Below are 25,848 nucleotides of genomic sequence, written 5' to 3'. Positions count from 1 at the left end.
GGATCAGAGACCGAGGTTCTTCAGGCGGCTCGCGTGCGCCCGGAACACGGATTTCGGGTTCGGGCCAGACAGGTTGATAAACCCGAACAGCTGATTCACCTCGTCGAGGTGGTTCATCCCGTAATCGTCGCGGACCACCTCCCCGAAGTGGGCGCTGCACCTGCCCACCATCCCGTCGTTCGACTCCGAGTACAGCTTGGAGATGAGCCCGAGCGTCACGTCGGTCGGATCGAGGAGGCTCGTGATGATCCCGGTCCCCGACCACGAGAAGAAGCGCACGCCGTTCTCCTCGGCGGCGCCCTGCCCGCACCGGTCGGCGGGCAGCCCGGCCGGGTAAAGCGCGTTGAACTCGCGCATCCCCTCGGCCGAGAGCGACCTCACGGCGGCGATCGAGTCCTGAGGCGCCACGTGACCGCTGAGCAGGCTGAGCACCGTGCCCAGGCCGTTGGCGAGGAACGAGAGCGCCCCCTGGGCGAAGCCGCCGTCGCGCAGGTTCTCCTGGAGATAGCTGGCGAGCTCGGCCCCCTGGTGCGGCGACCCGATCGTGGTCACCGAGGCGACGAGATCCGGCCGCACCGCGGCGACGTACCGGACGTCGAGCCCGCCATGGCTGTGCCCGATCAGGTTGACCTTCCCGCTCCCGGTGCGCGCGACGATATCCTCGACCTGGGCGAGCAGCGCCTCCCCGCGCGCCTCGGTGCTGTCGAACTGGGGCACGGAGGTGGCGTACACCTCGGCTCCGCCGGAGCGCAGCGTCGACGCGATCCCACCGAAGTAGTCGACCACACCGAACATCGCCTTGAAGCCGGCCATCCCGTGACAGAGCACGATCGGATACTGCGTCTTCGCATAGCTCTTCAGCGCCAGGGCCGCCTCGCCGACGTCGGCGCGCTCCTCGCCCGCCGCCTCATCCATCGACGCAACGCATCCTTGCGAGAGCAGCAGGACGGCAGCGCCGGCCGCACAGCGCAATGCGTCAATCCACATTCGACACCCAGCCCCTCGTTTTCTCTCGACTCTCTGCCCATTTCGAGCAGGTGTGACGGTGGTGGGTAGTACAGCGCCCGTGTTGGAGGAATGAGCTCGTCTGATCACCTGTCACCTCTGATAGAGTATTTTTTTAATTTGAATCAAGCAGAACTCACAGGCTCTCAGCGCAATAAGCACCTCGCTCATCCTGGACAATCGGCAGGCAGGTGTCCGGCCCCGCACCGGTCACGTTCGTCCAGGCGACGCGACAGGCCACGAGCCGCGCGCGTCAAACCGTCCATGTCGCGCCGATCCGCGCGGGAAGCGGACGCGCACGGGCGGGCGAGGCGGAGGGTGAATGCACCCCTCGGGCCGGCTGGCTCGCTGCGACGCGAGGCCGGCTAGGTCGACGCGGCGCCCAGGACGATGCGCGCGTTCTCCGGCACCGCGGTCAGGAACCGCTCGCGCCGCCGTGGGTCCGCGATGCGCTGGGCCCGCGCGAGCAGGCTCTCTCTGGCGTCGGCGAGGACGGCGTCCGCCTCGGCGTGCGCGCCGGACGCCGCGAGCGCCTCGGCGTACGCGAGCCGCACGAGCGACTCGCCCTCTTCCAGGGACCCGAGCGCCGCGAGCTCGCCGAACGCCGCCCGCGCCGCGCCGAGGGCCGCCGCGACCTGGCCGCCGGCGAGCAGCGCGCGCGCGCGCACCGCCATGGCCGGCGCGCGCAGCCGCGGGGCCACGCGCAGCGCCGCCTCGGCCGCGCTCGCCTCCCGCTCGGCGGTCGCGGCGTCGCCCGAGAGCAGCGCGATCTTCGCGAGGTACGTGCGCGCCACGCCCTCCATGCGCAGGTCGCCCCGCTGCTGGAACGCCTCCACCGCGCGCCCCTCGACGAGCTGCGCCTCGTCGAGCTTGCCGAGCTGCCCGAGCACGTGGCCGAGGTTGTGCAGCGCCACGGTCGCGAGCTCGCGCAGCCCCATCCGATCGGCGGCCTCCAGGGCGGCGCGCAGGGCCGCCTCGGCCGCCTCGAGCTCGCCGAGCTCGGCGTAGATGAAGCCGACGTTCGCGCGGATCACGCAGGCGTTGCGCCTGTCCCCGGCCTGCTCGAACGCGGCGAGCGCCGCCTCCAGGCCCTCGAGGCAGGCCTCGGGGTCGCCGCCGGCCGAGGCGCGGATGGCGCGGAGCTGCTGCGCCATCGCGACGAGCTCGGCGTCGGGCGGCGGGGCCGCGCGGAGGTCCTCGTCGATGCGCGCGAGCAGGGCGTCGGCCTCGGCGTAGCGGCCGCCGAACACGAGCTGCGCGCCGCACTCGCAGAAGCACGCGATCCGCGCGCGCCGCAGCGCCGGCGCGCCGGAGGGCGGCGGCGCGGGCGCGCTCGGGGGCGGCGGCGCGGCGGGATCGCGCGCCGCGGACAGGCCCTCGGCGATGGCGGCCCACCCCGCCACGCGGTCGACGGCGCCGAGCTTCCCCGCGGCGACGGCGATCTGCGTCACGGCCCGGAACCACCCGGGGGAGCCGGCCGGGAGCAGCTCGGCCGCGGACGCGCCCAGCGCCTCGGCGGCGGCGAGATCGCCCTCCCAGACCTTGGCCTCGGCCGCGACGAGCCGCAGCGCGCCGAGGTCGTCGCCCGCGGCGCCGCACGCCTCGCCGCTCGCGGCGCGCTCGATCGCGGCGCAGAGGTCGTTCGCCTCGAGCGATTGCTCGGCCGCGCGCCGGTACCAGCGCACCGCGCGGCCGGGCTCGCCGCCCCGCCGGAAGTGCTCGGCCACGACCTGCGGATCCACGGACGCGCCCCGCTCGAGCCACGCGCCCGCCAGCCGGTGGCCGAGCGCGCGATCGTGCTCGGTCAGCATGGCGTAGGCGGCCTCGCGGACGAGCGTGTGGCGGAAGACGTGGTCGGCGGCGTCGGCGAGGCCCCCCGACCCGGAGGCCGGCGCGACGAGCTCGCGGTCGGCGAGCGCCCGGAGCCACGCCTCGACGTCGGCGAGGCGCTCCTCGCCGCCGAGCAGCGCCGCGACGCCGCGCTTCGAGAAGCGATCGCCGAAGATGCTGGCCGCCCGGAGCACGCGCTTGCCCTCGCTGCCCTCGGCGTCGAGCCGCGCCTCGACCGTGCCGAGCACCGAGTCGGGCAGGAGCTCGCCCTTGCCGCTGGCGACCGCCCGGATGAGCTCTTCGAGGTAGAACGGGTTGCCGCCGGCGCGCTCGACCAGGTGCGCCACCACGCCCTCGGGCACGGGCTCGCCGAGCGCCGCGCGCACGAGCTCCGCGCCCGCGCGGCGCGGCAGCGGTCCGAGCTTGATCGTCTGCACCTCGCGCTCGGCCCAGAGGTTCGGGAACTGCCGGTGGACGTCGGGGCGCGCGAGCGCCAGCACGAGGAGCGGCAGCTCGCGGAGGTTCCGCAGGGTCGCGTCGAGCAGGCGCACGGTGGCGGCGTCGCCCCAGTGCAGGTCCTCGAGCGCGAGGAGCACCGGGCGCGCGGCGCACTCGGCCGCGAGCCAGTCCTCCCACGCGGCCCACACGCCGTCGCTCACGCCCGCGGCGCTCTGGCGCGCGGCGCGCAGCAGCCGGGCGTGCTCGGGCGACGGCGCGCCGGCGATCTCGCCGAGGAACGCCGCCGCGCGCTCGAGCGCCGGGCCGCCGAGGTGGCGCCCGAGCCGCTGCTTCAGCTTGCGGTGGCGCGCCGCCTTCGGGTCGCGCTCGCGGAGGCCCGCGGCCCGGCAGAGGACGTCGGCGATCATGCCGAACGGCGAGCCAGGGGAGCTCGAATCGGCGCGGCCCCAGAGGATCTCGACCGGCTCGTCCTCTTGCCGCAGGGCGGCGAAGAGCTCCAGGCGGAGCCGGGACTTGCCGGCGCCGGGCGGCCCGACGACGAGCACGGCGCTCGCGAGCGACTCGGAGATGCAGCCGGAGAGCGCGCCGTGGAGCATCGAGAGCTCGCGGGCGCGGCCGACGCAGGGCGTGCGCTTCCCGAGCAGCGCGGGGGCGATCTCATCCACGGCGCGCTCGCCGGAGAGGACGAGCGGCTCGCCCGGCGCGGGGCGCGCGACGACGAAGCGGGGCCCGAGCATGTCGGCGGTCGCGCGGTCGAGGCGCACGGCGCGCGCGCCGCCCGCGCCGCGCGCGTCGCGGAGCTCGGCGAGGCCGCGGTCGATGGCGTCGCCCCCGGCGACGCCCGCCGAGAAGACGCCCCGCCCCGTGACGACGCAGAGCGGCGCGCCCGGCAGCTCGGCGCGGAGGGCGAGCGCGCACTGGGCGGCGCGCTCGGCGCGGTCGACGGCGCTGCCGGGGCCGGACATCACGACGAGGTCCACGCCCGGGGCGAGCTGGGTGAGCCTGCCGCCGTGGAGCTCGACGAGCGCGCGGACCTCGGCGCCGCGCGAGCTCGACGCGGGCGGCGAGCCGGCCTCGCCGAGGGCGCCGCGGTCGACCTCGGCGACGGCGCCGTGGTCGGCCGCGCCGAGGAAGACGAGGCTCGCGACGCGCTGCTCGTCCAGCGTGAGGGCGGCGCGCTCGCGCGGGCCGGGGCCGCGGCCCCGCGCGCTCCCCGCGCGCGTCGGCGCGCCGGGCGGCACGCTCCCCGACAGCGTCGGCGCGTCGGGCGGGGCGATCCACGCGCCGGCCATCGCGGCGATCCGGTCGATCTCCGCCGCGACCTCGGCGCCGTCGCGCGGGCGATCGCCGGGCTGCCTCGACAGCATGCGCGCGACGAGCTCGTCAAGCGGCGCGGGCACGTCCGCGCGCGCGTCGCGGAGGCGGGGCGGATCTTCGAGGAGCATCTTGCTGAGCGCGGCCATCGGGCTCGCGGCCGCGAAGGCGGGCTGGCCGGTGAGGCACTCGAAGAGGACGCACCCGAGGGAGAACACGTCGCTGCGCGGATCGGGCGCGCTCCTGGCCTCGACCTGCTCGGGGGCCATGTACCCGGGCGTGCCGAGGACGCCGCCGGTGATGGTCACGCGCCCCGCGTCCGCGCTGGGGCGCGCGATGCCGAAGTCGACGAGCTTGACCCGCCCCGCGTCGCCGCCGGGGAGGAAGAGGTTGCTCGGCTTGATGTCGCGGTGGACGATGCCGCGCGCGTGCGCGAACGCGAGGGCGTCGGCGGCCCGGCGCACGAGCGAGAGCCCCTCGCTCGCGGGCAGGACGCGGCGGGCGAGGCGCGCGGCGAGGTCCTCGCCGTCGAGCCACTCCATGGCGAGGTAGCGGTCGCCCTCCGGGGTGCTGCCGTGCGCGACGTAGCGCACGATGCCCGGGTGGACGAGCGCGGCGAGGAGCGCGGCCTCCCGCTCGAACCGCTCGACCTGGATCGGGCTCCGCAGGCGGACGATCTTGAGGGCGACCGACGCGCCGCCGAGGCGGTCGTGCGCCTTGTAGACGGTGCCCATCCCTCCGGCGGCGGCCTCGCCCTCGAGGACGAAGCGCCCTGCGACGACCTCCGCGTGGCTCACGTCAGCGCAGGAACACGGTGACCGAGCCCGGGTGCGGCACCTCTTCGACGGCGAGCTCGCCCGAGCGGCCGCGGTCCGTGCTGCGGCAGTTCCGGAAGCTCCCGTCGCTGCTCGGCGCGTCGCACAGGCGCTCGCACGATCCGCCGACCTCGATCGCGCACGTCTCGAGCGACGGCCCGCAGACGCGGGGGATGGCCGAGATGCCTTGCGGGAGGCACGCGCGGTAGAGGGGCCGCGCCGCGAAGATGTCGCCGTAGTACGTCGCCTCCCGCACGGGGAACGCGGCGCGCTCGACCTTGTCGGCGAGGAGCTCCGCGCGATCGCCGCGGAGGGAGATCCTCACCCGCTCTCCGAGGTAGTTGACGCGGGCGAGGACGCAGCCGCTGACCCAGCTCCGGCACGCGCCGTCGCAGGATCCGCCCTCCTTTCCCCAGCGCGGCGCGAGGCCGAGCTCTCCCGGGAAGGAGTGCTCGTCGCCGTCGATGGTGAGGGCGAGGCGCTCGCCTCGCGGCAGCGCGCAGCTCGCGATGTACTTCAGCGCCGTGCGCGCGGCCGGGTCGCGGAGCGCCGCGGCCGTGAGCGGGTTTTCCGAGAGCGCCTCGGCGGTGAGCGCGTTCGACGTCAGCGCCTTCGACGTCAGCGCCTCGGCGGTGAGCGCGTTCGACGTCAGCGCGTTCGACGTCAGCGCGTTGTTCGACCCGACGGCCTGGGACGCGTCGCCGTCCTCGGCCTCGGCCGAGGGGTCCGGGTCGAGCGGGGCCGCGCAGGCGCCTGTGCAGAGCGCGGCGACGGCCAGGACGAGTGCAGCCAGCTTCGGCGAATGCTCCATGGTTAACGCCCCCTGGGATGCCCATGAGCTCTTCGCCCATGAGCTCCCGAAACGACCGGCGCCTGAACGCGGACCACGGGTGCTCGCATCGAACGCCGGTGCGTACATCTTGGTTCAAATGCACGAGCCGCGAAGAAGTCTACAAGGCCGGAGCGGCCGACGTGAGTCATCTCCGCTACAGCGACACGTGGAAAGATGTCACTGATAAACCGCGTGGCAAAGACCGACGCGCACGCAATACGCTCTTTTTTTGTGTCGCGGAGGTATCGCTCTGTCGGGGCGAGACCACCGCTCTGTCCACGCCGTCACGGACAGCGATGCTCCCACCGGGGACGGAGGCGCGATGAGCGGCGGAGGCGCCGCTGAGGCGCTGACAGCCACCCTCCTGCCGGGCGGAGCGCGGAGGCGCTCGTCGCTGGCGTCGTCGGCGCCGAGAGTCGCGCTGGCGTCGCCGGGGCGGAGGACGAGGACATCGTGGTCTGCCGACCTGCGTGGCCGGCGTTCCCTGGGTCCGCGTCGACGCGCCGGGGGCGCGGGGTCGCGGGGCGGCGACGGCAGCGCTGGCTCGTCCGGGCCGGGGGCGCCCTGTCTGCGCGCGGCCGTCCGCGGCGTTCGCTCGATCGAGGGGCGCGCCGCGGGCGGGGGCGCACGGCGGCGGGACGGACTGCTCGGCGCGGTGCGTCGATGCGCCCTTGACGCCGCTGCGCCTCGATCATTACATGCCGCAGACCATGAAGGGCCATGCGCGCAATCTGATGACCGAGCGCGTGATCGCTTTGGAGCAGGGCACGCCGGTCACCGACATGCTGCAGCTGTTCGCGAAGCAGAACCTGAGCGGCGCGCCGGTCATCGACGAGGGGCACCACATCGTCGGGTTCGTCAGCGAGACGGATCTCCTGGGCGCGCTGCTGCGCGAGGAGTACGAGGGCATGACGGCCGCGGACGTGATGAGCACCCCGCCGATCTGCGTGGACGAGTTCATGCCCACCGACGAGGTGATGACGCTGCTGCGCGAGAACCGGATCCACCATCTGCCGGTCGTGCGCGAGGGGCGGCTCGTCGGGATCATCACGCCCGAGGACATCCTCCGCTACCTCGTGGAGCGGGTGCTGCCGGTCCCGCCGACCTCTGCCTGAGGCGACCGGCGCCCGGAGGGCAGCCGGTCGCTGTCCTCACCAGCACATCGACGTGGCCACAGGATGGCTCGCTGGGACGCGTGCCGACACCTCGAGGTCTCGAGCGGCACCGGCGCGTCGAAGCCGATGGCTCCCCGGCGTCCTCGAGAACGTTGGGCGATTTCAGAACGAATCGGGGCCTCTCCAGCAAGCGCTGAGTTTCCTTGTGCATTACACGGGATGCTTCCTGTTTGCCGCCGAATGCGATGCGAGATCGCAGAAACTGGCATACTCGCTCTCACGCTATTCGTGCGTTGAAAAGCATCCTATCGCGTGCGCCCCGGCTTCTCTGCCGAAGGCTTGCCTCCTGCGCGTCGGTCATCGAGGGTTGCCCCATGCCGAAGTTGCCGCGGAAGCGTGCGCTGAGCTCGCCCCACGATGCGCTGTTCCAGTGGACCTTCTCCCAGCGCGAGCACGCCGTCGGCCTGCTGAAGGCCGCGCTGCCGCCGCCGCTGGTCGCCGCGGTGCGATGGGGCACGCTGCGCGTCGAGAAGGGCAGCTTCGTCGACCGCGCGCTGCGCAGCCGCCATAGCGATCTCGTGCTCTCCGCCAGGATCGGAGAGGGGCGGGTGTACTTTCACGTGATCGTCGAGCAGCAGCGCGACGTCGAGCCGCTGATGGTCTTCCGCATGGGCCTGTACATGATGCGCCTCTGGGAGCAGCTCGTCCGCGAACAGCCGGGACTGAAGAAGCTGCCGCCGGTCATGCCGGTGCTGGTCCACCACAGCGACACGGGGTGGACGGCGGCCAGGGCCTTCGAGGACATCGTCGCGATCGATGGATCGGCGCGGGCGGCGCTCCTGCCGCACACGCCGCGCTTCGAGCTGCGCCTGATCGACGTGAGCGGCGGGCGCACCGGCGATCTGGTGGAGCAGGCGCTGACGGCGCTGGGAAAGGTGGTGCTGTGGTGCCTCTCGGTGTCCGGCGACGACGCGCGGCTCGAGCGGGAGATCGGGCGCATCGCGGCCGCGCTGGACGAGGTGCTGCAGGCGCCGAGCGGGCTCGCTGCCCTGGAGGCGCTCTTGCGCTATCTTGTGACCACGCACGCGCGCTTCAGCGCGCGGAAGATCGGTCGGCTCTTGGAAAAGGCGGCGGGCCCGCGGGCCCAGGAGGCCATCGTGAACGCGCTGGACGAGATCGAACGCAGAGGCGAACGCAGGGGCGAGCGCAGGGGGCGTACGCAGGGACGCGCACAGACGCTCCTGGAGCTGCTCGCGGCCCGGTTCGGCGCGGTGCCTGCCGACGTGAGCGCCCGGATCCTGGCCGCGGACGAGGCGGCGCTCGTCGCCTGGACGACGCGGGTGCTCACGGCCCCGACGCCGGAGGACGTCCTCGCCGAGGACGGCGAGCGCCCCGCAGCGGCGCGGCGCCCTGCGGCACGCAAACGCGCCCGGCGGGCCTGATCCGGGGAAACGTCGCCGCGCCCGCCCGGAGGCGGCCGCCCGCTCGGCCGCACCCCCGGCCGCAGGTGAAGCGCCCGCGGAGCCGCCGGCGGACGCCCCCTACCGCCGGTCGAACTGGTACCGCGCCCGCTCCGCGCCCTCGATCTCGACCACGACGCGCTTCGGGCCGAGGCGCACCACGGCGTGCGCGGCCGCGGGGCGGCCCGGCGCGTCGTCATCGAGGTTCTCGATCAAGCTCTGGAGCGTCACGTACGGGATGCCGCGGATCACGTCGAGGTGGTTCCAGTGCAGGTGACCGTTGAAGACCGCGAGGACGCCGTGCTCCTCGAAGAGCTTCCGCATCGCGCGCCGCTCGCGCACGAGGCAGATGTGCGGGCTCCCCTCGAACCAACGGTTGCCCCGGAGATCCTGATCGGCCGCGCTGTGGTGCATCAGCACGACCTTGGGCAGCGAGGTCCCCGCGAGATCCTCGGCGAGCCAGGCGAGCTGCTCGGGCCCCACCGACACGTCGTGATCCTTGCGCTCGCGCGTGTGGAGGACCGTGAAGTGGTACCCGCCGCGGTCGAACGAGTAGTGGAGCCGCGTCACCTCGGGCCTCCCCCAGGCGGACAGCAGCTCGGCCTCGCTCAGGTGGATCACGTCGTGGTTGCCGGCGACGTGAAAGAGCTCGGCCCGCACGCCGCGGAGCGCCGCGATGCACTCGCCGTAACGCGCCCGATCCGCCTCGGGCCCCTCGTCCTCGATGTCGTCGCCCAGGTTCACGACGAGGTCGGGCCGCGTGACCTCGTTCATCCGCTCCACGAAGGCGCGCGTCAGCGCGGGCGCCTCGCCCGTGAGCTTGCGCAGCTTGCCCCCGAACGACGCCTGCGGGCCGAAGTGCAGGTCCGAGACGAGCGCGACGACGAGCTCCATCCGCGCCTCGCCGCTCAGCTCGACGCCGCGCCGGGATCCGGCGTCCCCTTGGAGCCGCCCAGGCACGCGGGCGAGCGGAAGCCCGCGCTCCCCTGCCGCTCCCACTCGTCCGGCGTCATCGCGCGGATCGTCAGGGCGTGCAGCCCGGCGCCGAACTCCTCGCGCACGACCTCGTTGACGCGCCGGTGGCGCTCGAGGGGGCTCAGGCCCCGGAACGCCTCGCTCACCACGAGCACCTTGAAGTGCGTCTCCGAGCCCGCCGGCACGCTGTGCATGCGGCTCTCGTTCTCCACCTCGAGGTGCACGGGCTCGAGCGCGCGGGCGAGCTTGCTCTGGATCGACTCCTGCCTCGTCGCTGTCGTCATGGCCGCGCGAAGCTTAGCCTCGGCCGCGCCGCCGGTCACCCGATGAGCGCCGCCGCGGAGGGGCGCCCGCCCGCCGGGACCCTGGCCGGAGGGCCCTCCGCGGGCCGCGAGATGGCCGCCGTGGACGAAGAGATTGCCCGGCGCCACGCCAACGGATAAACCGCGCGGCATGGCATCTCCGATGGTTGCGCGGCTCGCGCTCGTCCTCGTCGCCGGGCTCGCCGGCGCTTCCGGCTGCAGCGACGATGAGACATCGACCGCCCCCGGCCCGACCGGAGTGCCAGAGCTCGAGATCGTGAGCCCGAAGGACGGCGCCTGCGTCGCCATCGGGGAGCCCTCGGACGCCTCGTCCGACGATGTGCCGACGGTTCCGATCAGCGTCACGGTCTCCGAGCTCCTCCTCCGCCCTCCCGGCACCTGCCTGACGTACCGGCAGTGCGGGCACCTCGTGCTCAGCGTCGGCGGCGAGAGGAACAACGCCGCGGCCGGCCGCGTGATCGACGTGCGCCTCGGCGCGCTCGATCCCGAGGAACGCTACGGTGAGCTCGAGATCACCGTCGCCGCCGTGAGCGACGCGGGCGAGCCGATCCTCGGCGGCGAGAGCAAGCAGGAGCCGCTCACCCGGAGCTTGTCGCTGACCGTCGCTCCATCGTGTGACGACGGCAGCGGCGGCGCGGGCGGTGACGGCGGCGGCGGCGGCTCGGGCGGTGACGGCGGCGCGGGCGGCGGCGGTGGCTCGCGCGGTGACGGCGGCGCGAGCGGCGATGGTGGCGGCGGCGCGAGCGGCGATGGTGGCGGCGGCTCGGGCGGTGACGGCGGCGCCAGCGGCGACGGTGGCGGTGGCTCGAGCGGCGATGGTGGTGGCGGCGGCTCGGGCGGTGACGGCGGCTCGGGCGGTGACGGCGGCTCGGGCGGCGGCTGAGGCGACCTCTCGCGAGCGCGGGAGAACCCGACGCGCTGGCGGGAGAGCCCGACGTGCCCATCGCCGGAGCGCGGAGACGCACGGCCGCTGCCGCCTCTCCTGGGCGCCGTGGCGCTTGGCCCCTTCTCCTCCGGGCGCCCTAGCCCGCTCGCTGTTGCCCCGCGCCGGTCCAGCCCGGCCGATCGATCATTTCGCCTCTGGATCGGCGCGCGGCAGGCCGCGCTCGTCGAACAGGAGCGCGATGTCGACGTGGAACTGAGCTCTGCGGGAGGAAGGCGGGGCCCGGTGTGAGCTCGGCGGCGGGGTGGAATGGCTGCCGTGGGCCTCACCTTCCAGCGCACCCGGCGCGAGCGCCTCTCGCTGCGCTGGTGCCGCGCCCACCTGCCCAGCCGTGATCTCCGGCTGCGGGTACCCCGCTCCGCGCTGCGAGGCCGGCACCGGCGTCTCCTGCCGAAGAGGCGCCCCGGCGAGCTGCGCCTCCCGCCGCGAGCTCGGCACCGCCGGCTGCGACAAGGGCGCCGCCGGCCACGAGCTCGGCGCGGCCGGCCGCGAGCTCGGCGCCAGCGGCTCGCGCCGGGACGACGCCCCGGCCGGCCGCGAGCTCGGCGCGGCCTGCCGTGAGCTCGGCGCGGCCGGGCGCGAGCTCGGCGCCAGCGGCTCGCGCCGGGACGACGCCCCGGCCGCCTGCCACGAGCCAGGCACCGCCGGCTGCGACAGCGGCGCCGGCGTGTCCCGCCGCGGCACCGCGACGCCCGGCTGCCCCTCGCGCCGCAGGTAGGCGGCGGCCGGCCGCGACAGCGGCGCCGGCGTGTCCCGCCGCGGATGCGCGGCGGCCGGCAGCGTCGCGCCCCGCGCGTACGTCGCGGCCAGCTGCGAGCCCGCCACCGGCGTATCCCGCCGCGCGTACCCGCCCGCCGGCTGCGAGCCCGGCATCGGCGTGTCCCGCCGCGCGTACGCGCCCGCCCTGCCCGCGGGCGGCACCGACGCGTCCCGGCGCGCAACCACCACGCCGGTCGGCGCCGGCGGCGACGAGGGCAGCGCGCGCGACGTCAACGCCATCACGCCCAGGCGCTCCGCGCGCGGCGCCGCCGGATCGAGCGGGCGGTGCGACGCCTCCCCCTGGCCCCCGGCCGCCAAGCGCTCCGGCCGCTGCGAGGCCACGGCGGCCGCCACGCGCTCGCGGAACGCGAGATCCTGCGCGCCCGCGCTCCGCGGCCCGGAGCGCGGCAGCGGCGTCGCCTCGGCGTCGCGCCGCGACGACGCATCCGTCATCGCCCCGAGGGTCCAGCGCTCCGAGCGCGGCCCCGCGCCGTCGTCCGCGGGCGTCAGCGAGTAGCGCCCCGGCGTGTGCTGCCACGAGCGCTGCTTGCGGCTCTCGCGCGCCGCCGTGCCGAGCATCGCCCCGAGCTCGTCGTCCGTCAGCGTCTCGTCGACGCGCACGAGCGTGCTCACCACCTCGCGCGCGATCTCCTCGAACCCGTCGGGAGCCAGCGCGTAGGTCGACGACGTGACCACGATGGCCACCGGCCGGCGCTCCTCCGCCAGCGCCGCGGCCATCGATACGGGGCACGCCTTGACGACGATCCCCACATCCATCGCTGCCGCCTGGCAGCGCTCTAGCAGCGCCTGATCGCCGCCGATGAGGAGGGCCGTCGGGATCTGGGCGCGAAGCGTGGCGTCGGAAATTCGCGGCATCGGTCCAAGGATCCTAACCTCCTCGACCCAAACAGAGGTCAGGAAAATCCTGTCATCGGACATTCCCCGTCATGTCTGGATAGCGAGCTCAACCGATGTGGGGAACTGCGCTCCGCCGGATCACTTCACGGATGCGTAGGTGCGGTGGGCAACTCGGTGAGGTGGCAAGCTGCCCAGTGACCGGGACGGCGCTCCTCCAGCGGAGGAGCCTCGATGCTGCACCGCTCCATCGCATACGGACAGCGGGTGTGGAAATGGCACCCTGAGGGCGGATTCAGCGGACTCGGCACTTCGCCGACGAGCGTCAGGCGACGCCGCTTGCGCTCCTGGTCGGGATCCGGGATCGGGATCGCCGATAGCAGCGCCTGCGTGTACGGATGCTGCGGTGAGCGGAATAGTGCATCTGGGCGGGCGCGCTCGACGATCCGGCCGAGGTACATCACCGCGATCTCGCTTGACAGGTGGCGGACCACCGCGAGGTCGTGCGCCACGAACACGTACGTGAGGGACAGCTCGCGCTGGAGCGAGGCGAGCAGGTTGACGATCTGCGCCTGGATGCTCACGTCGAGCGCGCTGACCGGCTCGTCCGCGATCACGAGCTTCGGCTTCAGGGCGAGCGCGCGGGCGATGCCGATCCGCTGCCGCTGGCCGCCGGAGAACTCGTGCGGATAGCGGCGCATGTACGAGGGCGAGAGCCCCACGAGCTCCATCAGGCGCGCCACCTCGCGGAGCGATTCGTCGCGCGACGAGGCGAGGCCGTGGGTGAAGAGCGGCTCGGCGATGAGGTCGTGGACCGTCATGCGCGGGTTCAGGCTCGCGTACGGGTCCTGGAAGATCATCTGCATCTCGCGGCGGGCCTTGCGCAGCGCGCGCGGCTCGAGCGTCAGGATCTCCCGGCCGTCGATCTTCACGCTCCCCGACGTGGGCGGGACGAGGCGCAGGATGCCCCGCCCCGTCGTCGACTTGCCGCAGCCGGACTCGCCGACGAGGCCGAGCGTGGCGCCGCGGCCGACGTCGAAGGAGACGCCGTCGACCGCGCGCACCGTGCCGACCTGCCGCTGGAGCAGGCCGCGCCGCACCGGGAAGTGGACCTTGAGATCGCGCACCGAGAGCAGCGGCGGAGGTGTGGCGGGTGTGGTCATGGCGCTCGTCCGGCGACGTCCTCGACATGGCACCGCACGACGTGCAGCGCCCTCCTGTCCCCCTCGCCCGAGGCGACCCGGGGCAGCGGCGCCTCCTCGCGGCACGCGGCGACGGCGTGCGCGCAGCGCGGGTGGAACGGGCAGCCCGGCGGCAGGCGCGCGAGCGACGGCGGCATCCCGGGGATGGGGACGAGGTCGGCGCCGCGCGGGCCCTCGATCCGCGGGATCGACCGCGACAGGCCGATCGTGTACGGGTGCCGCGGGGCATGGAAGATGGCGCCGACCGGGCCTTCCTCGACGATGCGCCCGGCGTACATGACCGCGACGCGATCGGCCATCTTCGCGACGACCCCGAGGTCGTGCGTGATGAGCAGGACCGCCGCGCCGAGCGCCTCCTTCCGCTCCCGGATGAGGTCCAGGATCTGCGCCTGGATCGTGACGTCGAGCGCCGTCGTCGGCTCGTCGGCGATGAGCAGATCCGGGTCGCAGAGCAGCGCCATGGCGATCATCACGCGCTGCCGCATCCCGCCCGAGAGCTGGTGCGGGTAGTCGTCGATCCGCGACGCCGCCGCGGGGATGCCCACCGCCTGCAGCATCTCGACGCTGCGCCGGCGGGCCTCGGCGCGCCCCATGCCGCGGTGCAGCTCCAGCACTTCGATGAGCTGCTCGCTCACCCGGAGGTAGGGGTTCAGCGACGTCATCGGGTCCTGGAAGATCATCGCGATCCGGTCGCCGCGGATGCGCTCCATCCGCGCCTCGCTCGCCTCCACGAGGTCCTCGACGACGCCCCCCTCGGACTCGAGCAGGATCTGGCCGCCGACGATCCGCCCCGGCGGGTCGGGGATGAGCCGGAGCAGCGAGAGGCTCGTCACGCTCTTGCCCGAGCCCGACTCGCCGACGATCCCGAGCACCTCGCCGCGATCGAGGCTGAAGGAGATGCCGTCGACCGCGCGCACCACCCCCTCCTCGGTGAAGAAGTGGGTCTTCAGGTTGTTGACCTCGATCAGCATGGTTCGTCTGGGCGCGCGCGCCGGCAGCCCTTCAGTCCTTTCGGATGCGTGGATCGAGGGCGTCGCGGAGGCCGTCGCCGAGGAAGTTGAAGCAGATCAGCGTGAGCGCGAGCATCAGCGCCGGGAAGATGAGCTGCCAGGGGAAGAGGTCCATCGCGTCGGCGCCCGTGGACGCGAGCAGGCCCCAGCTCGAGAGCGGCTCCTGCGTGCCGAGGCCGAGGAAGCTCAGGAACGCCTCGGTCATCATCACCTCGGGGATGGTGAGCGTCGTGTAGACGATGATCGGGCCGAGCGCGTTCGGCACGAGGTGCCGGAAGATCAGCGCGGCGTGGCCGACGCCGATCGAGCGCGCCGACTCGATGAACGGCTGGCTGCGCAGCGCGATGACCTGGCCGCGGACGATGCGGGCCATCGTGAGCCACGAGATGCCGCCGAGGGCCGCGAAGACGACGACGATCTGGAAGATGGGGAAATAGCTCGGATCCGAGGGATCCTGCACGAACAGGCCGAGCGCGACCTTCCAGGCGCGGTAGAGGGGCGTCTGGTCGTTCGCGAAGAAGACCATGAGCAGGATGACGAGGATGAGGAACGGGAACGTGTAGAGCACGTCCACGATGCGCATCATGATCGCGTCGACCTTGCCGCCGAAGTAGCCGGCGACGCCGCCCCAGCTCACGCCGATGACGAAGCTCACGAGCGTCGCGATGATGCCGACGGCGAACGAGATGCGCCCGCCGAAGAAGACGCGGGCCATCAGGTCGCGGCCGAAGTAGTCGGTGCCCATCCAGTGCGCGAGCGACGGCGGCTGGGCGCCGAGCTTGAGGTCAGCCTTGTCGTACCTGTAGCTGGAGAGCTCGGGGACGAGGATGCAGGCGAGGATCATCGCGAGGAGCACGGCGCCGCACACGACCGCCGCGCGGTTCTTGCGGAGCCGCCGCCACGCGTCGCGCCCGAGGCTCGACCCCTGCTCGAGGGCGTCGAGCCGCAGCGGGCCTGCGGGGCGCGGCGCCGCGCCGCCGGGGACGGCGGGCAGGTCGCCGGGCGCGGCGGGCGAGGCGCCGGCAGCGGCGGCCTCTGCGGCGGGCGGCGGGGGGGCGGCGGGCATGGTCAGCGCAGCTCCACGCGCGGGTCGATGAAGGCGTACGCCACGTCGACGAGCGCGTTGAAGAGCATGAGCAGGAAGCCGTAGACGAGCATGACCCCCATCACGAGGTTGTAATCGCGGTTCGTGGCCGCCTCGACGAAGTAGCGGCCCATGCCGGGGATGTTGAAGATCTTCTCGACGACGAGGGAGCCGACGAGCAGGCCGCTGAAGCCGGGGCCGAGGAAGCTCACGACCGGGAGCAGACCGCCCCGGAGCGCGTGCTTCAGGATGACCTTGCGCTCGGACAGCCCCTTGGCGCGGGCGGTCCGGATGAAGTCGGAGCGGATCACCTCGAGCATCCCGCCGCGCGTCAGCCGGGCGATGTAGGCGGCCACCGGCAATCCGGCGCAGATGACCGGGAGCACCATGTGCCGCCACGTCTCCCAGCGGGCCACGGGGAACCAGTAGAGCTTGAGCGAGAAGACGAGCATGAGCAGCGGCGCGAGCACGTACCGCGGCACGCTGAGGCCGACCATGGCGACCCCCATGGCCGCCGTGTCCTTCCAGGTGTTCTGGCGGATGGCGCCGACGATGCCGAGCGGGATGCCCATCGCCAGGGCGAAGAGCATCGCCCAGAACCCGAGCTGCATCGACACGGGCAGGCTGAGGGCGATGATCTCGTTGACGGTGCGGTTCGGGTACTTGAACGTCGGGCCCAGGTCGCCTCGCGTGACGAGCGCAAAGAGCCAGTCGCCATACTGCTTCAGCACCGGATCGTTCAGGTGGTACTTGGCGTCGAGCTGCCGCTGGACCTCGACGGGCACGGCCCGCTCCTGATCGAACGGGCCGCCCGGCACGATGCGCACCAGGATGAACACCAGGGTGGCGACGATGAAGAGCGTGGGGATGATCGAGAGCAGCCGCTTGATGGCGTAGGTGCTCACGGCGCGCCGCCTGCCGGCCGTCGTGCCGCGCCGCTCGCCTCGTCATGCCGCCGCCTTGCGTGGATCCCGAGCGATGTCACGAGGTGCCTCCGTGCTGCCTTCCTTCAGCGCGGCGACGGCCGCGAGGGCGCGCCGCGTCTTCCCGCATATCACGGAATCGCTGGCCGGCGCGGCGTTTCGCGCGGCGCTGCCGCGGCCGAGGCGGCCTGCGCGCTGGGGGCGCCGGCCGTCGGCGGCGTTTATCCGCGCCCGCTCACGGTTGCTTCTTGAGCTTGCCCTGATCGCGGAGCTTCACGAGCTCCGCGTAGCCGCCCTCGAGGACCCCGTCGACGAACACCATGGGGAACGTCGGAAAGCCGGCCCAGAGCTTGATGGCGAGCCGCTCCTTCCACTTGGAGAGGTAACTCCCATATTCCAGGTAAGTATATGTCACGCCCTCTCCATCGAGCAGCTGCCGCGCCTTCTTCACGAAGGGATTCTGGGCCATCCCGACGACGACCACCCGGTCGCGGCTCACGGCGCCGGCGACCTCGTCCACGATGGATCGATGAAGGCTCGCGACCTGCGACTTCACCGTGTCGGAAACCTTCTCGGGAGCGAGCGTGGGACGTTCGGACATGAGATGAGCACCTCCGCGCCGGCAGCCTACCGGCGCGGAGGGCGAGCGGTCAACCTCGCGCCAGAACGCGTTACGGCGCCTCGCCGTCCAGCGCGAGCGCCCCGGACGCCCACACGATCTCGCCGCCGACCATCGTGAGCTCGCTGGTCGTGCCCACCATCTCCTCGCGAGAGAGACGCGCGGACCTTCGATCCGGGCCCGCCTCGCCCGGGCTCGCAGCCCTCGTCGAGGGAGAGCGGCGCGCAGATGGAGCGGACGCGGATCGGGAGATCCGCCGCCTCCAGGACGGCGAGGGCGCGGCCGTGCGGGAGGCCGACCGCGATGTCCTGCAGGCTGGTGAAGCCGCGGTGCAGCGCCTCGCGCGCGAAGCTCCGGTAGTGCGCGGCGAGCTCCTCGTCGGACCGGAGGCCGTAGAGCTTCCGCCGGATCTGGTGCTCGGCATACTCGTGACCCGGGGTGAGCGCCGCGCGCATCGCCGCGGCGCTCACCCCGGCGGACGCGAAGGCGGCGTGAGCCGCCTCCAGAGCCCGCAGAACGTCCTACGGGCGGAACGTCGCGACGAAAACGTCGAAGCCCCCAGCGTGGGCGATCGGGCCTGCGCCGAAGTCCACCGCCGCGAAGGCGGCGCCCGTGACGGCGATGGGGCCGAGCGGAGAGACGGCGAGGCCGTACACGGGAGCATCGAAGTGGCGAGCCCACTGCGGCTCACCGGAGGGGGCAAGCTTGGCGACCCCGCGCCCGGCGACGAGGATGTTGCCGTCCCCATCGACCGCGATCCTGTCCTCGAAGGGGATCGAGCGGCTGAAGACGTGCTCGCCGTTCGCGTCCAGCTTGACGAGGACGGGGCCGGCGGGGGGCGCGCCGCCGCCGAAATCGGTGACTCCATGGGTATGGCCCGCGACGAGCACCTCGTCGGCGGCGTTGACGGCCACCGCGAGCGCGAGCGCCCCGGGATCTTCGGGATCGAAGACCTCGGGACCGATGAGCCGGCTCCAGAGGACCTCCCCCGTCGGATCGAGCTTGGAGACGGCGAACCGCCTTGCATCGAAGCCGGTGGCCGGGCTGCTGGCGATGGACTCGCGCGTGGCCAGCACGTTGCCGGCGCTGTCGAGCGCGAGGCTCGAGCGGTTGCCCAGATCTCCGCCTCCGGGGATCTCTCGATTCCAGAGCAGTTGGCCCGCGGGATCGAGCTTCACCACCGACATGAGGCTGCGCTGATAGGCGAAGACCGCCAGGTGGATGTTGCCGACGGGGTCGAGGGCGAGCTGATGGGTGCCCACGTCCGCAAAATAGGCCCAGTCCGGGGGGGCGATGGAACCCAGGCTCCAGAGGTGCTCGCCGTCGGGATCGAGCTTGACCGCGAAGACGAGCCCGTAGGTGTCCGAGTTGTCGAGCGGCCCTCCGCCGAAGTCCACGGTGGCAGCGCCGAGCCCGCCGGTGTAGCTGCCGGAGAGGACGATGTTGCCGCTCCCGTCGACGGCCACGGCGTGTCCTTTCTCGCTCAATCCGCTCCCGAATCGTTTGCTCCAGAGCAACGTCCCCGAGGGGTCGAGCTTGACGAGGAAGATGTCCTCTTGTCCGGCGCTCGTGAGGGGGCCATCGCCGAAGTCGACCGTCCCCGAGAAGAAGCCGGTGATGTAGAGGTTGCCTGCGGCGTCGCTCGCGATGCCTCTGCCCTCATCGGTGCCGGGGCCGCCAGCGCCGCGCGCCCATTCGAGATCGCCGTCGCCCCCGCTGCCGCCTTCGCCTGTCGAGCCGCCGTCGCCCCCGGTGCCGCCCTCTCCCGTCGAGCCGCCGTCGCCCCCGCTGCCGCCTTCGCCTGTCGAGCCGCCGTCGCCCCCGGTGCCGCCCTCTCCCGTCGAGCCGCCGTCGCCCCCGCTGCCGCCGTCTCCCGTCGAGCCGCCGTCGCCCCCGCTGCCGCCGTCTCCCGTCGGGCCGTCGTTGACGGTCAGCTCGCATGCCGCGGAGGCGGCCAGGCACGCCAAGCACACAGCGACGGAGGCACACCTGCGAACCCGTGAAGTCAAACGCAGAACGTCGGAGCCGCTCATCATGCCGGCTCCGATGCCTCGCCGCGGCCCCGCATTCATCCGGGCCCGCTCACGCTCGCCGCGCGTCAGGCCGCACGACGGACGCTCTACGGGATGAGCAGCACCTTCCCCGTCGTCGCCCGCCCGGCGAGTGCGCGGTGCGCCTCCGCCGCCTCGGCGAGCGGGTACGTCGCGCCGACCGAGATCGTGAGCTCGCCGCGCGCGATCGCGCCGAGCACGTCCTCCGCGCGCTGGAGCAGCTCCTCGCGCGTCGCCGTGTAGTGCCCGAGGCTCGGCCGCGTCAGGAAGAGCGACCCCTTCTGGCTCAGGATCTGCGGGTCGAACGCGGGCACCGGCCCGCTCGACTGGCCGAAGAGCACCAGCATGCCGCGCGGGCGGAGCGCGCCCAGGCTCTTCTCGAACGTGTCGCGCCCGACCCCGTCGTAGACCACGTCGACCCCGGCGCCGTCCGTGAGCCGGCGCGCCTCGACCTCGACGTCGGCCCGCGTGTACAGGATCACCTCGTCGGCGCCGGCCTCGCGCGCGAGCCGCGCCTTCTCCTCGGTCGAGACGGTGCCGATCACGCGCGCGCCGAGGCGCTTCGCCATCTGGCAGAGGAGCAGCCCCATCCCGCCCGCCGCCGCGTGGACCAGGCACGTGTGGCCTGGCCCGAGCGCGAACGTGGACCGCACGAGGTAATGCGCGGTCATGCCCTGGAGCATCGCCGCCGCCGCGCGCTTCGCGCCGACGCCCGCGGGCACCGGGACCAGCTTCGCGACCGGGATGCGGACGTGCGTCGCGTACGAGCCGGGGCCGCCGGCCCACGCGACCTCGTCCCCTTCCCTCACCCCGGTGACCGACGGCCCCACCGCCTCGACGCGCCCCGCGCCCTCGAGCCCGAGCGGGATCGGCGGCTCGACCTTGTACTGGCCGCTCCGCTGGTAGATGTCGATGAAGTTCACCCCGGCGGCCTCGACGCGGACCACGGCTTCACCCGGACCTGGCGTCGGCGTCGGGTGCTCCTCCAGCGTCATCACCTCGGGGCCGCCAGCGGCTTTCGGTCGGATCGCGAGCATGCCGCCCATGTTGCCGAGCCGGAGCGGCCCGTCAAGCGACCGGCGCGGGCATCGACGCATCGCTTCACGCTTCAGCCGGGCGCCACCGCGCCGCGGGCATCGATCCCATTGCTGCCCAACGCGCGCCGTGGATGATGCGCTCTCATGTCCGCTTCCACTCCTTCCGAGTCGCTCACCCAGCACAACGCCCCTGGCGCCTCGCCCGCCCCGTCCGCCGCCGCGGCCGCCGCGTCCGGCTCGGCGCCCGCGTCGCCGGCCCCGTCGGCCGGCGCGGGGCCGGCAGGCACGACGGCCGCGCCGTTCCCCGAGGGCTTCCTGTGGGGCGCGGCCACCGCGGCCTACCAGATCGAAGGCGCCGCCACCGAGGACGGCCGCGGCCCCTCCGTGTGGGACGTCTTCTCGAACACCCCCGGGAAGGTCTTCGAAGGGCACACCGGGAACGTCGCGTGCGACCACTACCATCGCTACAAGGAGGACTTCGGGCTGCTCGCCGAGCTCGGGGCCAAGAGCTATCGCTTCAGCGTCTCGTGGACGCGCGTCCTCCCGGAGGGCACGGGCAAGGTCAATCAGAAAGGGCTCGACTTCTACGACCGGCTCGTCGACGAGCTCCTCCGCCTCGGCATCGTGCCCCTGTGCACGCTGTTCCACTGGGACTTCCCCCAGGCGCTCCAGGACCGCGGCGGGTTCCTCCAGCGGGACGTCGCCGACTGGTTCGCCGACTACACGACCGTCGTCGCCGAGCGGCTCGGCGATCGCGTGCCGTGGTGGGTGACGCAGAACGAGCCGCAGGCGTTCATCGGCAACGCGCTCCTCGAGGGGCACTTCGCCCCCGGGCTCAAGCTCCCGTACCGGGACTACCTGACCGCCGCGCACAACCAGATGCGCGCCCACGGCAAGCAGGTGGACGCCCTGCGCGCCGCGGCCAAGGCGGCGAAGGTCGGCTACGTGCTCGCGACCCAGGTCCAGCGCCCCGCGACGGAGGACCCGGGCGACGTCGAGGCGGCGCGCGAGGCGATCTTCTCGGTCTACGAGCGGCACCCGTGGAACAACGCCTGGTGGATCGCGCCGGTGCTGGAGGGGCGGTATCCGGAGAGCGGCCTCAAGCTCTTCGGCAACGACGTGCCCGACTTCCCCGCCAGCGACTTCGACCAGATCAAGCGGCCGCTCGACTACCTCGGGCTCAACATGTACTCGGCGGGCACGTGGCGGCGGGGCAAGGACGGCAAACCCGAGCGCGTCGCGTCCCCGCCCGGCTACCCGCGCGCGACGCTCGACTGGCTGCAGGTGGTCCCCAGCACCCTGTACTGGGGCACGAGGTATTTCTGGGAGCGGTACAAGCTGCCCATCGGGATCACCGAGCACGGCACCGCCACGCGGGACCAGGTCTTCCTCGACGGGAAGGTGCACGACCCGCAGCGCATCGACCTGATGCACCGGTACCTGCTCGGCCTCGCGCGGGCGATGAAGGAGGGCGTCGATGTCTTCGGATACTGGGCCTGGTCGCTCCTCGACAACTTCGAGTGGGCCGAGGGCTACAGGGAGCGGTTCGGGCTCGTCTACGTCGATTACCAGACCCAGCGCCGGATCCCGAAGGACTCGTTCTCCTGGTACAAGGAGGTCATCGCGACCAACGGGCGCTCGCTCCTCGGGCCGACCGCGGTGGCCTGGGACAACGTGACCGGCTGATCCCGGAGGCCCGCGGCCCGATTCCCCGTCGGGCCGCGCGGCCGGCGCGCTCCTCGTCAAGCTTCCAGGGGCTCTTCGTCGCCGGGCTCGACCCACGCGGGAGCGCTTCTGCAGCGTCTCCTTCCACATCTCGGGCCACATCTCGGGCCACATCTCGGGCCACATCTCGGGCCACATCTCGGGCTTGTGCTGATTCACGGCCTCGAGCAGGTCACGTCGAACGATCTGTTCGTTCCCCTCGGCGGATTGCGGCACGAGGCCACCTCCCGTCGGGAACTCACATTACATCCGCAGGTGCGCGGCAGTCCACCGGCCTCGGAGAACACAGTGGCTCGGCCCATCGCGGCGCGCAAATCCTGCCGCGAGGGGACGAGCTCTGGTGTGCAAAGACTCTGTGGATTCCACGCGAATGCGCTAATCTCTGCGTCTTTGCGTGTGCGCGCGGACGCACAGGCGCTCACAAAGGACACAGGGATATGGTTCTACGCAACGTTGTAGTTACGCTCACTGCGGCAGGTGTGATGTTCCTCGTCGCGTGCGATCCCGGCGACCCGCCCCCCGCCGGCGCTGGCGCTGCGGGTGGGGCTGGCGGCTCGGGTGGGGCTGGCGGCGGCGGCGGCTCGGCCGAGCCGGGGTGCCCCGCGCCGTCCGGCGGCCCGACGGATCACTCGGGCGATGTGAGCGAAGATGAGACTTGGACCGCGGAGGGGAGCCCGCACGTCGTGACTTTCCCTGTCCGCCTACGCCCCGGCGTGACGCTCACGATCGAGCCGTGCGCCGAGGTGCTGCTCGAGGAGGACACGGGCATCTCCGCGATGGATGAGGGCGCCGAGCTGAAGGCCGAGGGCACCGAGGCGCGGCCGATCACGTTCCGCGGCAGCGAGGGCGCGCGGTGGAACGACGTGCACGTCGCGTGGCCGGCCAAGGCGACCCTCCGCCACGTGACGCTCGAGGGCGGCGGCGGCGATCGCTTCCACGCGAACGCGGCGCTCTCCGCGTACGGCGCGTCCGTGACCCCCGCGGCGCCGGTGCTGCTCGTCGACCACGTGACGGTGCGCGGGTCGCTCGGCGCCGGGGTGCTCCTCTTGCGGGCGTCGGCGTTCGCCGAGGGCTCCACCGATCTCGTGATCACCGAGAGCGGCAGCGAGGAGCACCCGTATCCGCTGGAGCTCGGCGAGCAGGCGCTCGGCTCGATCCCGGTCGGCGTGTACACCGGCAATCGAAGGGACGAGATCCTGATCCAGGACGAGGGCGCCAATCAGACCTCCGGGCTGCAGCAGGACACGACCCTGCGCGACCGCGGCGTGCCCTACCACTTCGGCGACTGGCGCGACGCCCGCTTCAACATCGGCGGCGGCGGCGAGGGCGCGCCGCTCACGACGCTCACCATCGAGCCCGGCGTCACCATCCGGTTCGAGCCCGGCAATTTCATGCAGATCGAGCGCTTCACCGGCGACTTCGCCGCGAGCGGCGCCCTCCGCGCGCTGGGCACGCCGGAGCGGCCCATCGTCTTCACCTCGGCCGCGGAGACCCCCGCGCCCGGCGACTGGGGCGGGCTCTGGTTCGGCGGCATCCCGCGCGACGAGAACGTCCTGGAGAACGTCATCGTCGAGTATGCGGGTTACGACTGCGGCTGCATCCTGCTCAGCTGCAACGATCTCACGACCTTCAACGGCGCCGTCATCTTCAGCCAGGCGCCGAGCAGCGCGTTCATCCAGGGGTCGACGTTCCGCCACGTCGCCGGCCACGGCGTCACCCGCGGCTGGAACGGCACCGCGGGGCCCGATTTCGTGTCTGGAAACACCTTCGAGGACGTGAGCGGCTGCGAGCAGACGCGCCCCTGGGTCGAGGGCCAGCCGTGCCCTGACCCGAAGCCCTCCTGCCCCGAGGGCTAACCCACCGCGGGCCCGACCGGCCGCCTTCGGAAGCTTCAGCGTCCACCACGGCGGGAGCGGCGCAGGGGGGCGCGTGGATGTCAGCAGGACCTGCCGGTTCGCGCGCGCGACCAGCAGCCGGCTGCCGTCGATCGGCGGCGACGCGTCTCCCCTCGATCCCATGTCGGCGCAGCTGGTCTGCTCGTGCGTCGAAGCACTATCCTCGTTCCGTGTTCGGCATCGTGCTCGATCGCGCCTCGCGGCGCTCCCTGGCGCTCCAGCTCGCGGACGGGCTGCGCCAGGCGGTCGTCGCCGGCGAGCTGGCGCCCGGCGCCAGGCTCCCCCCCTCGCGCCTGCTGGCCGCGGAGCTGGGGATCTCCCGGCGGCTGGTGACGGACGCTTACGAGCAGCTCACCGGCGAAGGCTATTTCGAGACCCGGGCGGGCCACGGGACGTACGCCGCCGCGCTGCCGGTGCGGGCGCCGCACGCCAGCGTCCCGGGGTCGGCCATGCTCCGGCGGCACCGGCCCACCATCCGCTTCGACTTCACCCCCGGGATCCCCGATCTCGCCAGCTTCCCGCGGCAAGCGTGGCGCCGCGCCGCCGACGACGCGATCTCTCTGGCGCTCGCCGCCGACCTCTCCTACGGCCCGGCGCTCGGCGACGCCCGGCTGCGCCAGGCCATCTCCGACTACCTGTACCGGTTCCGCGGGCTGGCCGCCGATCCGGAGCAGATCTGCATCACCTCCGGCACCTCGCATTCCCTGTCGCTGCTCTCACGGCTCCTCCCCGCCACGACCCTCTTCTGCGAGGAGCCCGGGCTCACCTTCGCCCGCGACGTCTTCGGCTCGGCCGGGTTCCGCTGCCGCCCGATGCACGTCGACGACTCCGGCGCGCTCCCTTCCGGCCTGGGCGAGGTGCCCCGCGGCGCGCTCTTCTACCTGACGCCCTCCCACCAGTTCCCGACCGGCGCGCTCCTGCCCCTCAAGCGGCGGGTGAAGTTCCTGGAGCTGGCCGCCCCGGCCGAAGGGCTGGTGCTCGAGGACGACTACGACTCCGAGTTCCGCTTCCGCGGCAGCCCGGTCCCGCCGCTCGCCTCGCTCGACGCCGAGCGCGTCGTCTACCTGGGGACCTTCTCGAAGTGCCTGGCGCCGTTCGTGCGGGTCGGGTATCTCATCGCCCCGCCCCACCTCGTCGGCCCGATCGCCGACCTGGTGCGGCGTACCAACCTCCGGGGCTCCATCCCGCACCAGCGGACGCTGGCCCGCTTCATCGAGGAGGGTCATCTCGAGCGCCATATCTTCGCCATGAAGCGGCGCTACCGCGCGCGGCTGGAAGCGATCCTCGACTTCCTGGGGACCCGCTACGGGGATCAGGTCCGCACCGGCGGCGGCGAGACCGGATTCCACCTGCACGCGCGCTTCGGCGGGCGGCGCTTCGGCCCGATCTTCACCGACGCCTGCAGCGCGGAGGGGCTGCGGATCTCGACCGAGGACGAGTTCCGGGCCGAGCCGCCCCACGCGAGCGACGCGCTGGTGATCGGCTATGGCAACGTGGCGGACGAGAAGCTCGACGAGGGTCTCGAGCTGCTTGGAGCCCTCGTCGAGCGGAATACGGACCGTGAGATCCGTTCGCCATGAGCCCTTCGTCGCCGCGCCTGCGGCGTTGCGATCAGGA

At 73.0% G+C, this 25,848-nt stretch carries 19 protein-coding genes; 6 read left to right on the top strand and 13 right to left on the bottom strand.

The features are described 5' to 3' along the window. Window positions 1-3 precede the first annotated feature (3 nt). The 3 genes from WMF26_RS20805 to WMF26_RS20795 form a co-directional block, all read right to left on the bottom strand. Window positions 4-915, bottom strand: coding sequence for an esterase/lipase family protein (locus WMF26_RS20805; protein ID WP_438001754.1), 912 nt, complete (start codon window positions 913-915; stop codon window positions 4-6). A gap of 455 nt (window positions 916-1,370) precedes the next feature. Continuing rightward, entirely contained in the window at window positions 1,371-5,405 is a 4,035-nt protein-coding gene (locus WMF26_RS20800; RefSeq protein WP_438001753.1) for a serine/threonine-protein kinase, read from the bottom strand. A 1-nt stretch (window position 5,406) separates the two neighbouring features. Continuing rightward, on the bottom strand, window positions 5,407-6,234 hold the full coding sequence (locus tag WMF26_RS20795; RefSeq protein ID WP_438001752.1) for a hypothetical protein: 828 nt from the start codon (window positions 6,232-6,234) through the stop codon (window positions 5,407-5,409). Between the two features lie 692 nt (window positions 6,235-6,926). Here WMF26_RS20795 and WMF26_RS20790 point away from each other — a divergent pair. Then, window positions 6,927-7,370 carry a CBS domain-containing protein gene (locus tag WMF26_RS20790; RefSeq protein ID WP_437321085.1) on the top strand — a complete coding sequence of 148 codons (444 nt, stop codon included), beginning with the start codon at window positions 6,927-6,929 and terminating at the stop codon, window positions 7,368-7,370. Window positions 7,371-7,600: 230 nt separating this feature from the next. Then, window positions 7,601-8,812 (top strand): Rpn family recombination-promoting nuclease/putative transposase, encoded by a 1,212-nt coding sequence (locus tag WMF26_RS20785; RefSeq protein WP_438001751.1) that lies wholly within the window; start codon window positions 7,601-7,603, stop codon window positions 8,810-8,812. A 99-nt stretch (window positions 8,813-8,911) separates the two neighbouring features. On the opposite strand, the gene WMF26_RS20780 is transcribed toward WMF26_RS20785, so the two are convergent. Both WMF26_RS20780 and WMF26_RS20775 read right to left on the bottom strand, forming a co-directional pair. Next, a complete protein-coding gene (locus WMF26_RS20780; protein WP_437321083.1) occupies window positions 8,912-9,724 on the bottom strand; it encodes a metallophosphoesterase family protein in 813 nt (270 codons plus the stop codon). Between the two features lie 14 nt (window positions 9,725-9,738). Then, window positions 9,739-10,089 (bottom strand): BolA family protein, encoded by a 351-nt coding sequence (locus WMF26_RS20775; RefSeq protein WP_044988516.1) that lies wholly within the window; start codon window positions 10,087-10,089, stop codon window positions 9,739-9,741. Window positions 10,090-10,258: 169 nt separating this feature from the next. On the opposite strand from WMF26_RS20775, the gene WMF26_RS20770 reads away from it, so the two are divergent. Next, complete coding sequence (locus tag WMF26_RS20770; protein WP_438001750.1) at window positions 10,259-11,011, top strand: hypothetical protein; 753 nt, start codon at window positions 10,259-10,261, stop codon at window positions 11,009-11,011. A gap of 186 nt (window positions 11,012-11,197) precedes the next feature. Here the strand turns inward: WMF26_RS20770 and WMF26_RS20765 are convergent, their stop codons facing one another. The 8 genes from WMF26_RS20765 to WMF26_RS20730 form a co-directional block, all read right to left on the bottom strand. Continuing rightward, window positions 11,198-12,706 (bottom strand): hypothetical protein, encoded by a 1,509-nt coding sequence (locus WMF26_RS20765; RefSeq protein ID WP_438001749.1) that lies wholly within the window; start codon window positions 12,704-12,706, stop codon window positions 11,198-11,200. A gap of 125 nt (window positions 12,707-12,831) precedes the next feature. Then, on the bottom strand, window positions 12,832-13,848 hold the full coding sequence (locus WMF26_RS20760; RefSeq protein WP_437338802.1) for an ABC transporter ATP-binding protein: 1,017 nt from the start codon (window positions 13,846-13,848) through the stop codon (window positions 12,832-12,834). Beyond that, a complete protein-coding gene (locus WMF26_RS20755) occupies window positions 13,845-14,858 on the bottom strand; it encodes an ABC transporter ATP-binding protein (protein ID WP_438001748.1) in 1,014 nt (337 codons plus the stop codon). The genes WMF26_RS20760 and WMF26_RS20755 overlap by 4 nt, the downstream gene beginning before the upstream one ends. 31 nt (window positions 14,859-14,889) lie before the next feature. Beyond that, entirely contained in the window at window positions 14,890-15,963 is a 1,074-nt protein-coding gene (locus tag WMF26_RS20750; RefSeq protein ID WP_438001747.1) for an ABC transporter permease, read from the bottom strand. Window positions 15,964-15,965: 2 nt separating this feature from the next. Continuing rightward, complete coding sequence (locus WMF26_RS20745; RefSeq protein ID WP_438001746.1) at window positions 15,966-16,886, bottom strand: ABC transporter permease; 921 nt, start codon at window positions 16,884-16,886, stop codon at window positions 15,966-15,968. A gap of 253 nt (window positions 16,887-17,139) precedes the next feature. Continuing rightward, the gene (locus WMF26_RS20740; RefSeq protein ID WP_438001745.1) at window positions 17,140-17,505 is read right to left on the bottom strand and encodes a glutaredoxin; all 366 of its coding nucleotides are present in this window, start codon (window positions 17,503-17,505) and stop codon (window positions 17,140-17,142) included. Between the two features lie 539 nt (window positions 17,506-18,044). Continuing rightward, a complete protein-coding gene (locus tag WMF26_RS20735) occupies window positions 18,045-19,490 on the bottom strand; it encodes an SBBP repeat-containing protein (RefSeq protein WP_438001744.1) in 1,446 nt (481 codons plus the stop codon). A 152-nt stretch (window positions 19,491-19,642) separates the two neighbouring features. Continuing rightward, the gene (locus WMF26_RS20730; RefSeq protein ID WP_438001743.1) at window positions 19,643-20,611 is read right to left on the bottom strand and encodes a quinone oxidoreductase family protein; all 969 of its coding nucleotides are present in this window, start codon (window positions 20,609-20,611) and stop codon (window positions 19,643-19,645) included. A 144-nt stretch (window positions 20,612-20,755) separates the two neighbouring features. Between WMF26_RS20730 and WMF26_RS20725 the strand changes: the two genes are divergently transcribed. From WMF26_RS20725 to WMF26_RS20715, 3 genes are all read left to right on the top strand, one after another. Then, window positions 20,756-22,297: a GH1 family beta-glucosidase gene (locus tag WMF26_RS20725; RefSeq protein ID WP_437947910.1), complete on the top strand. Its 1,542-nt coding sequence runs from the start codon at window positions 20,756-20,758 to the stop codon at window positions 22,295-22,297. A gap of 752 nt (window positions 22,298-23,049) precedes the next feature. Then, window positions 23,050-24,192 carry a hypothetical protein gene (locus WMF26_RS20720; protein ID WP_438001742.1) on the top strand — a complete coding sequence of 381 codons (1,143 nt, stop codon included), beginning with the start codon at window positions 23,050-23,052 and terminating at the stop codon, window positions 24,190-24,192. Between the two features lie 209 nt (window positions 24,193-24,401). Beyond that, entirely contained in the window at window positions 24,402-25,811 is a 1,410-nt protein-coding gene (locus WMF26_RS20715; protein ID WP_438001741.1) for a PLP-dependent aminotransferase family protein, read from the top strand. Window positions 25,812-25,848: the final 37 nt, after the last annotated feature.

The sequence above is a fragment of the Sorangium sp. So ce185 genome, assembly GCF_051526825.1.
Classification (GTDB): Bacteria; Myxococcota_A; Polyangia; order Polyangiales; family Polyangiaceae; genus Sorangium; species Sorangium cellulosum_D.
Note: the sequence above shows the minus strand (reverse complement) of the source record. Positions and strands in the feature narration are given on the sequence as shown.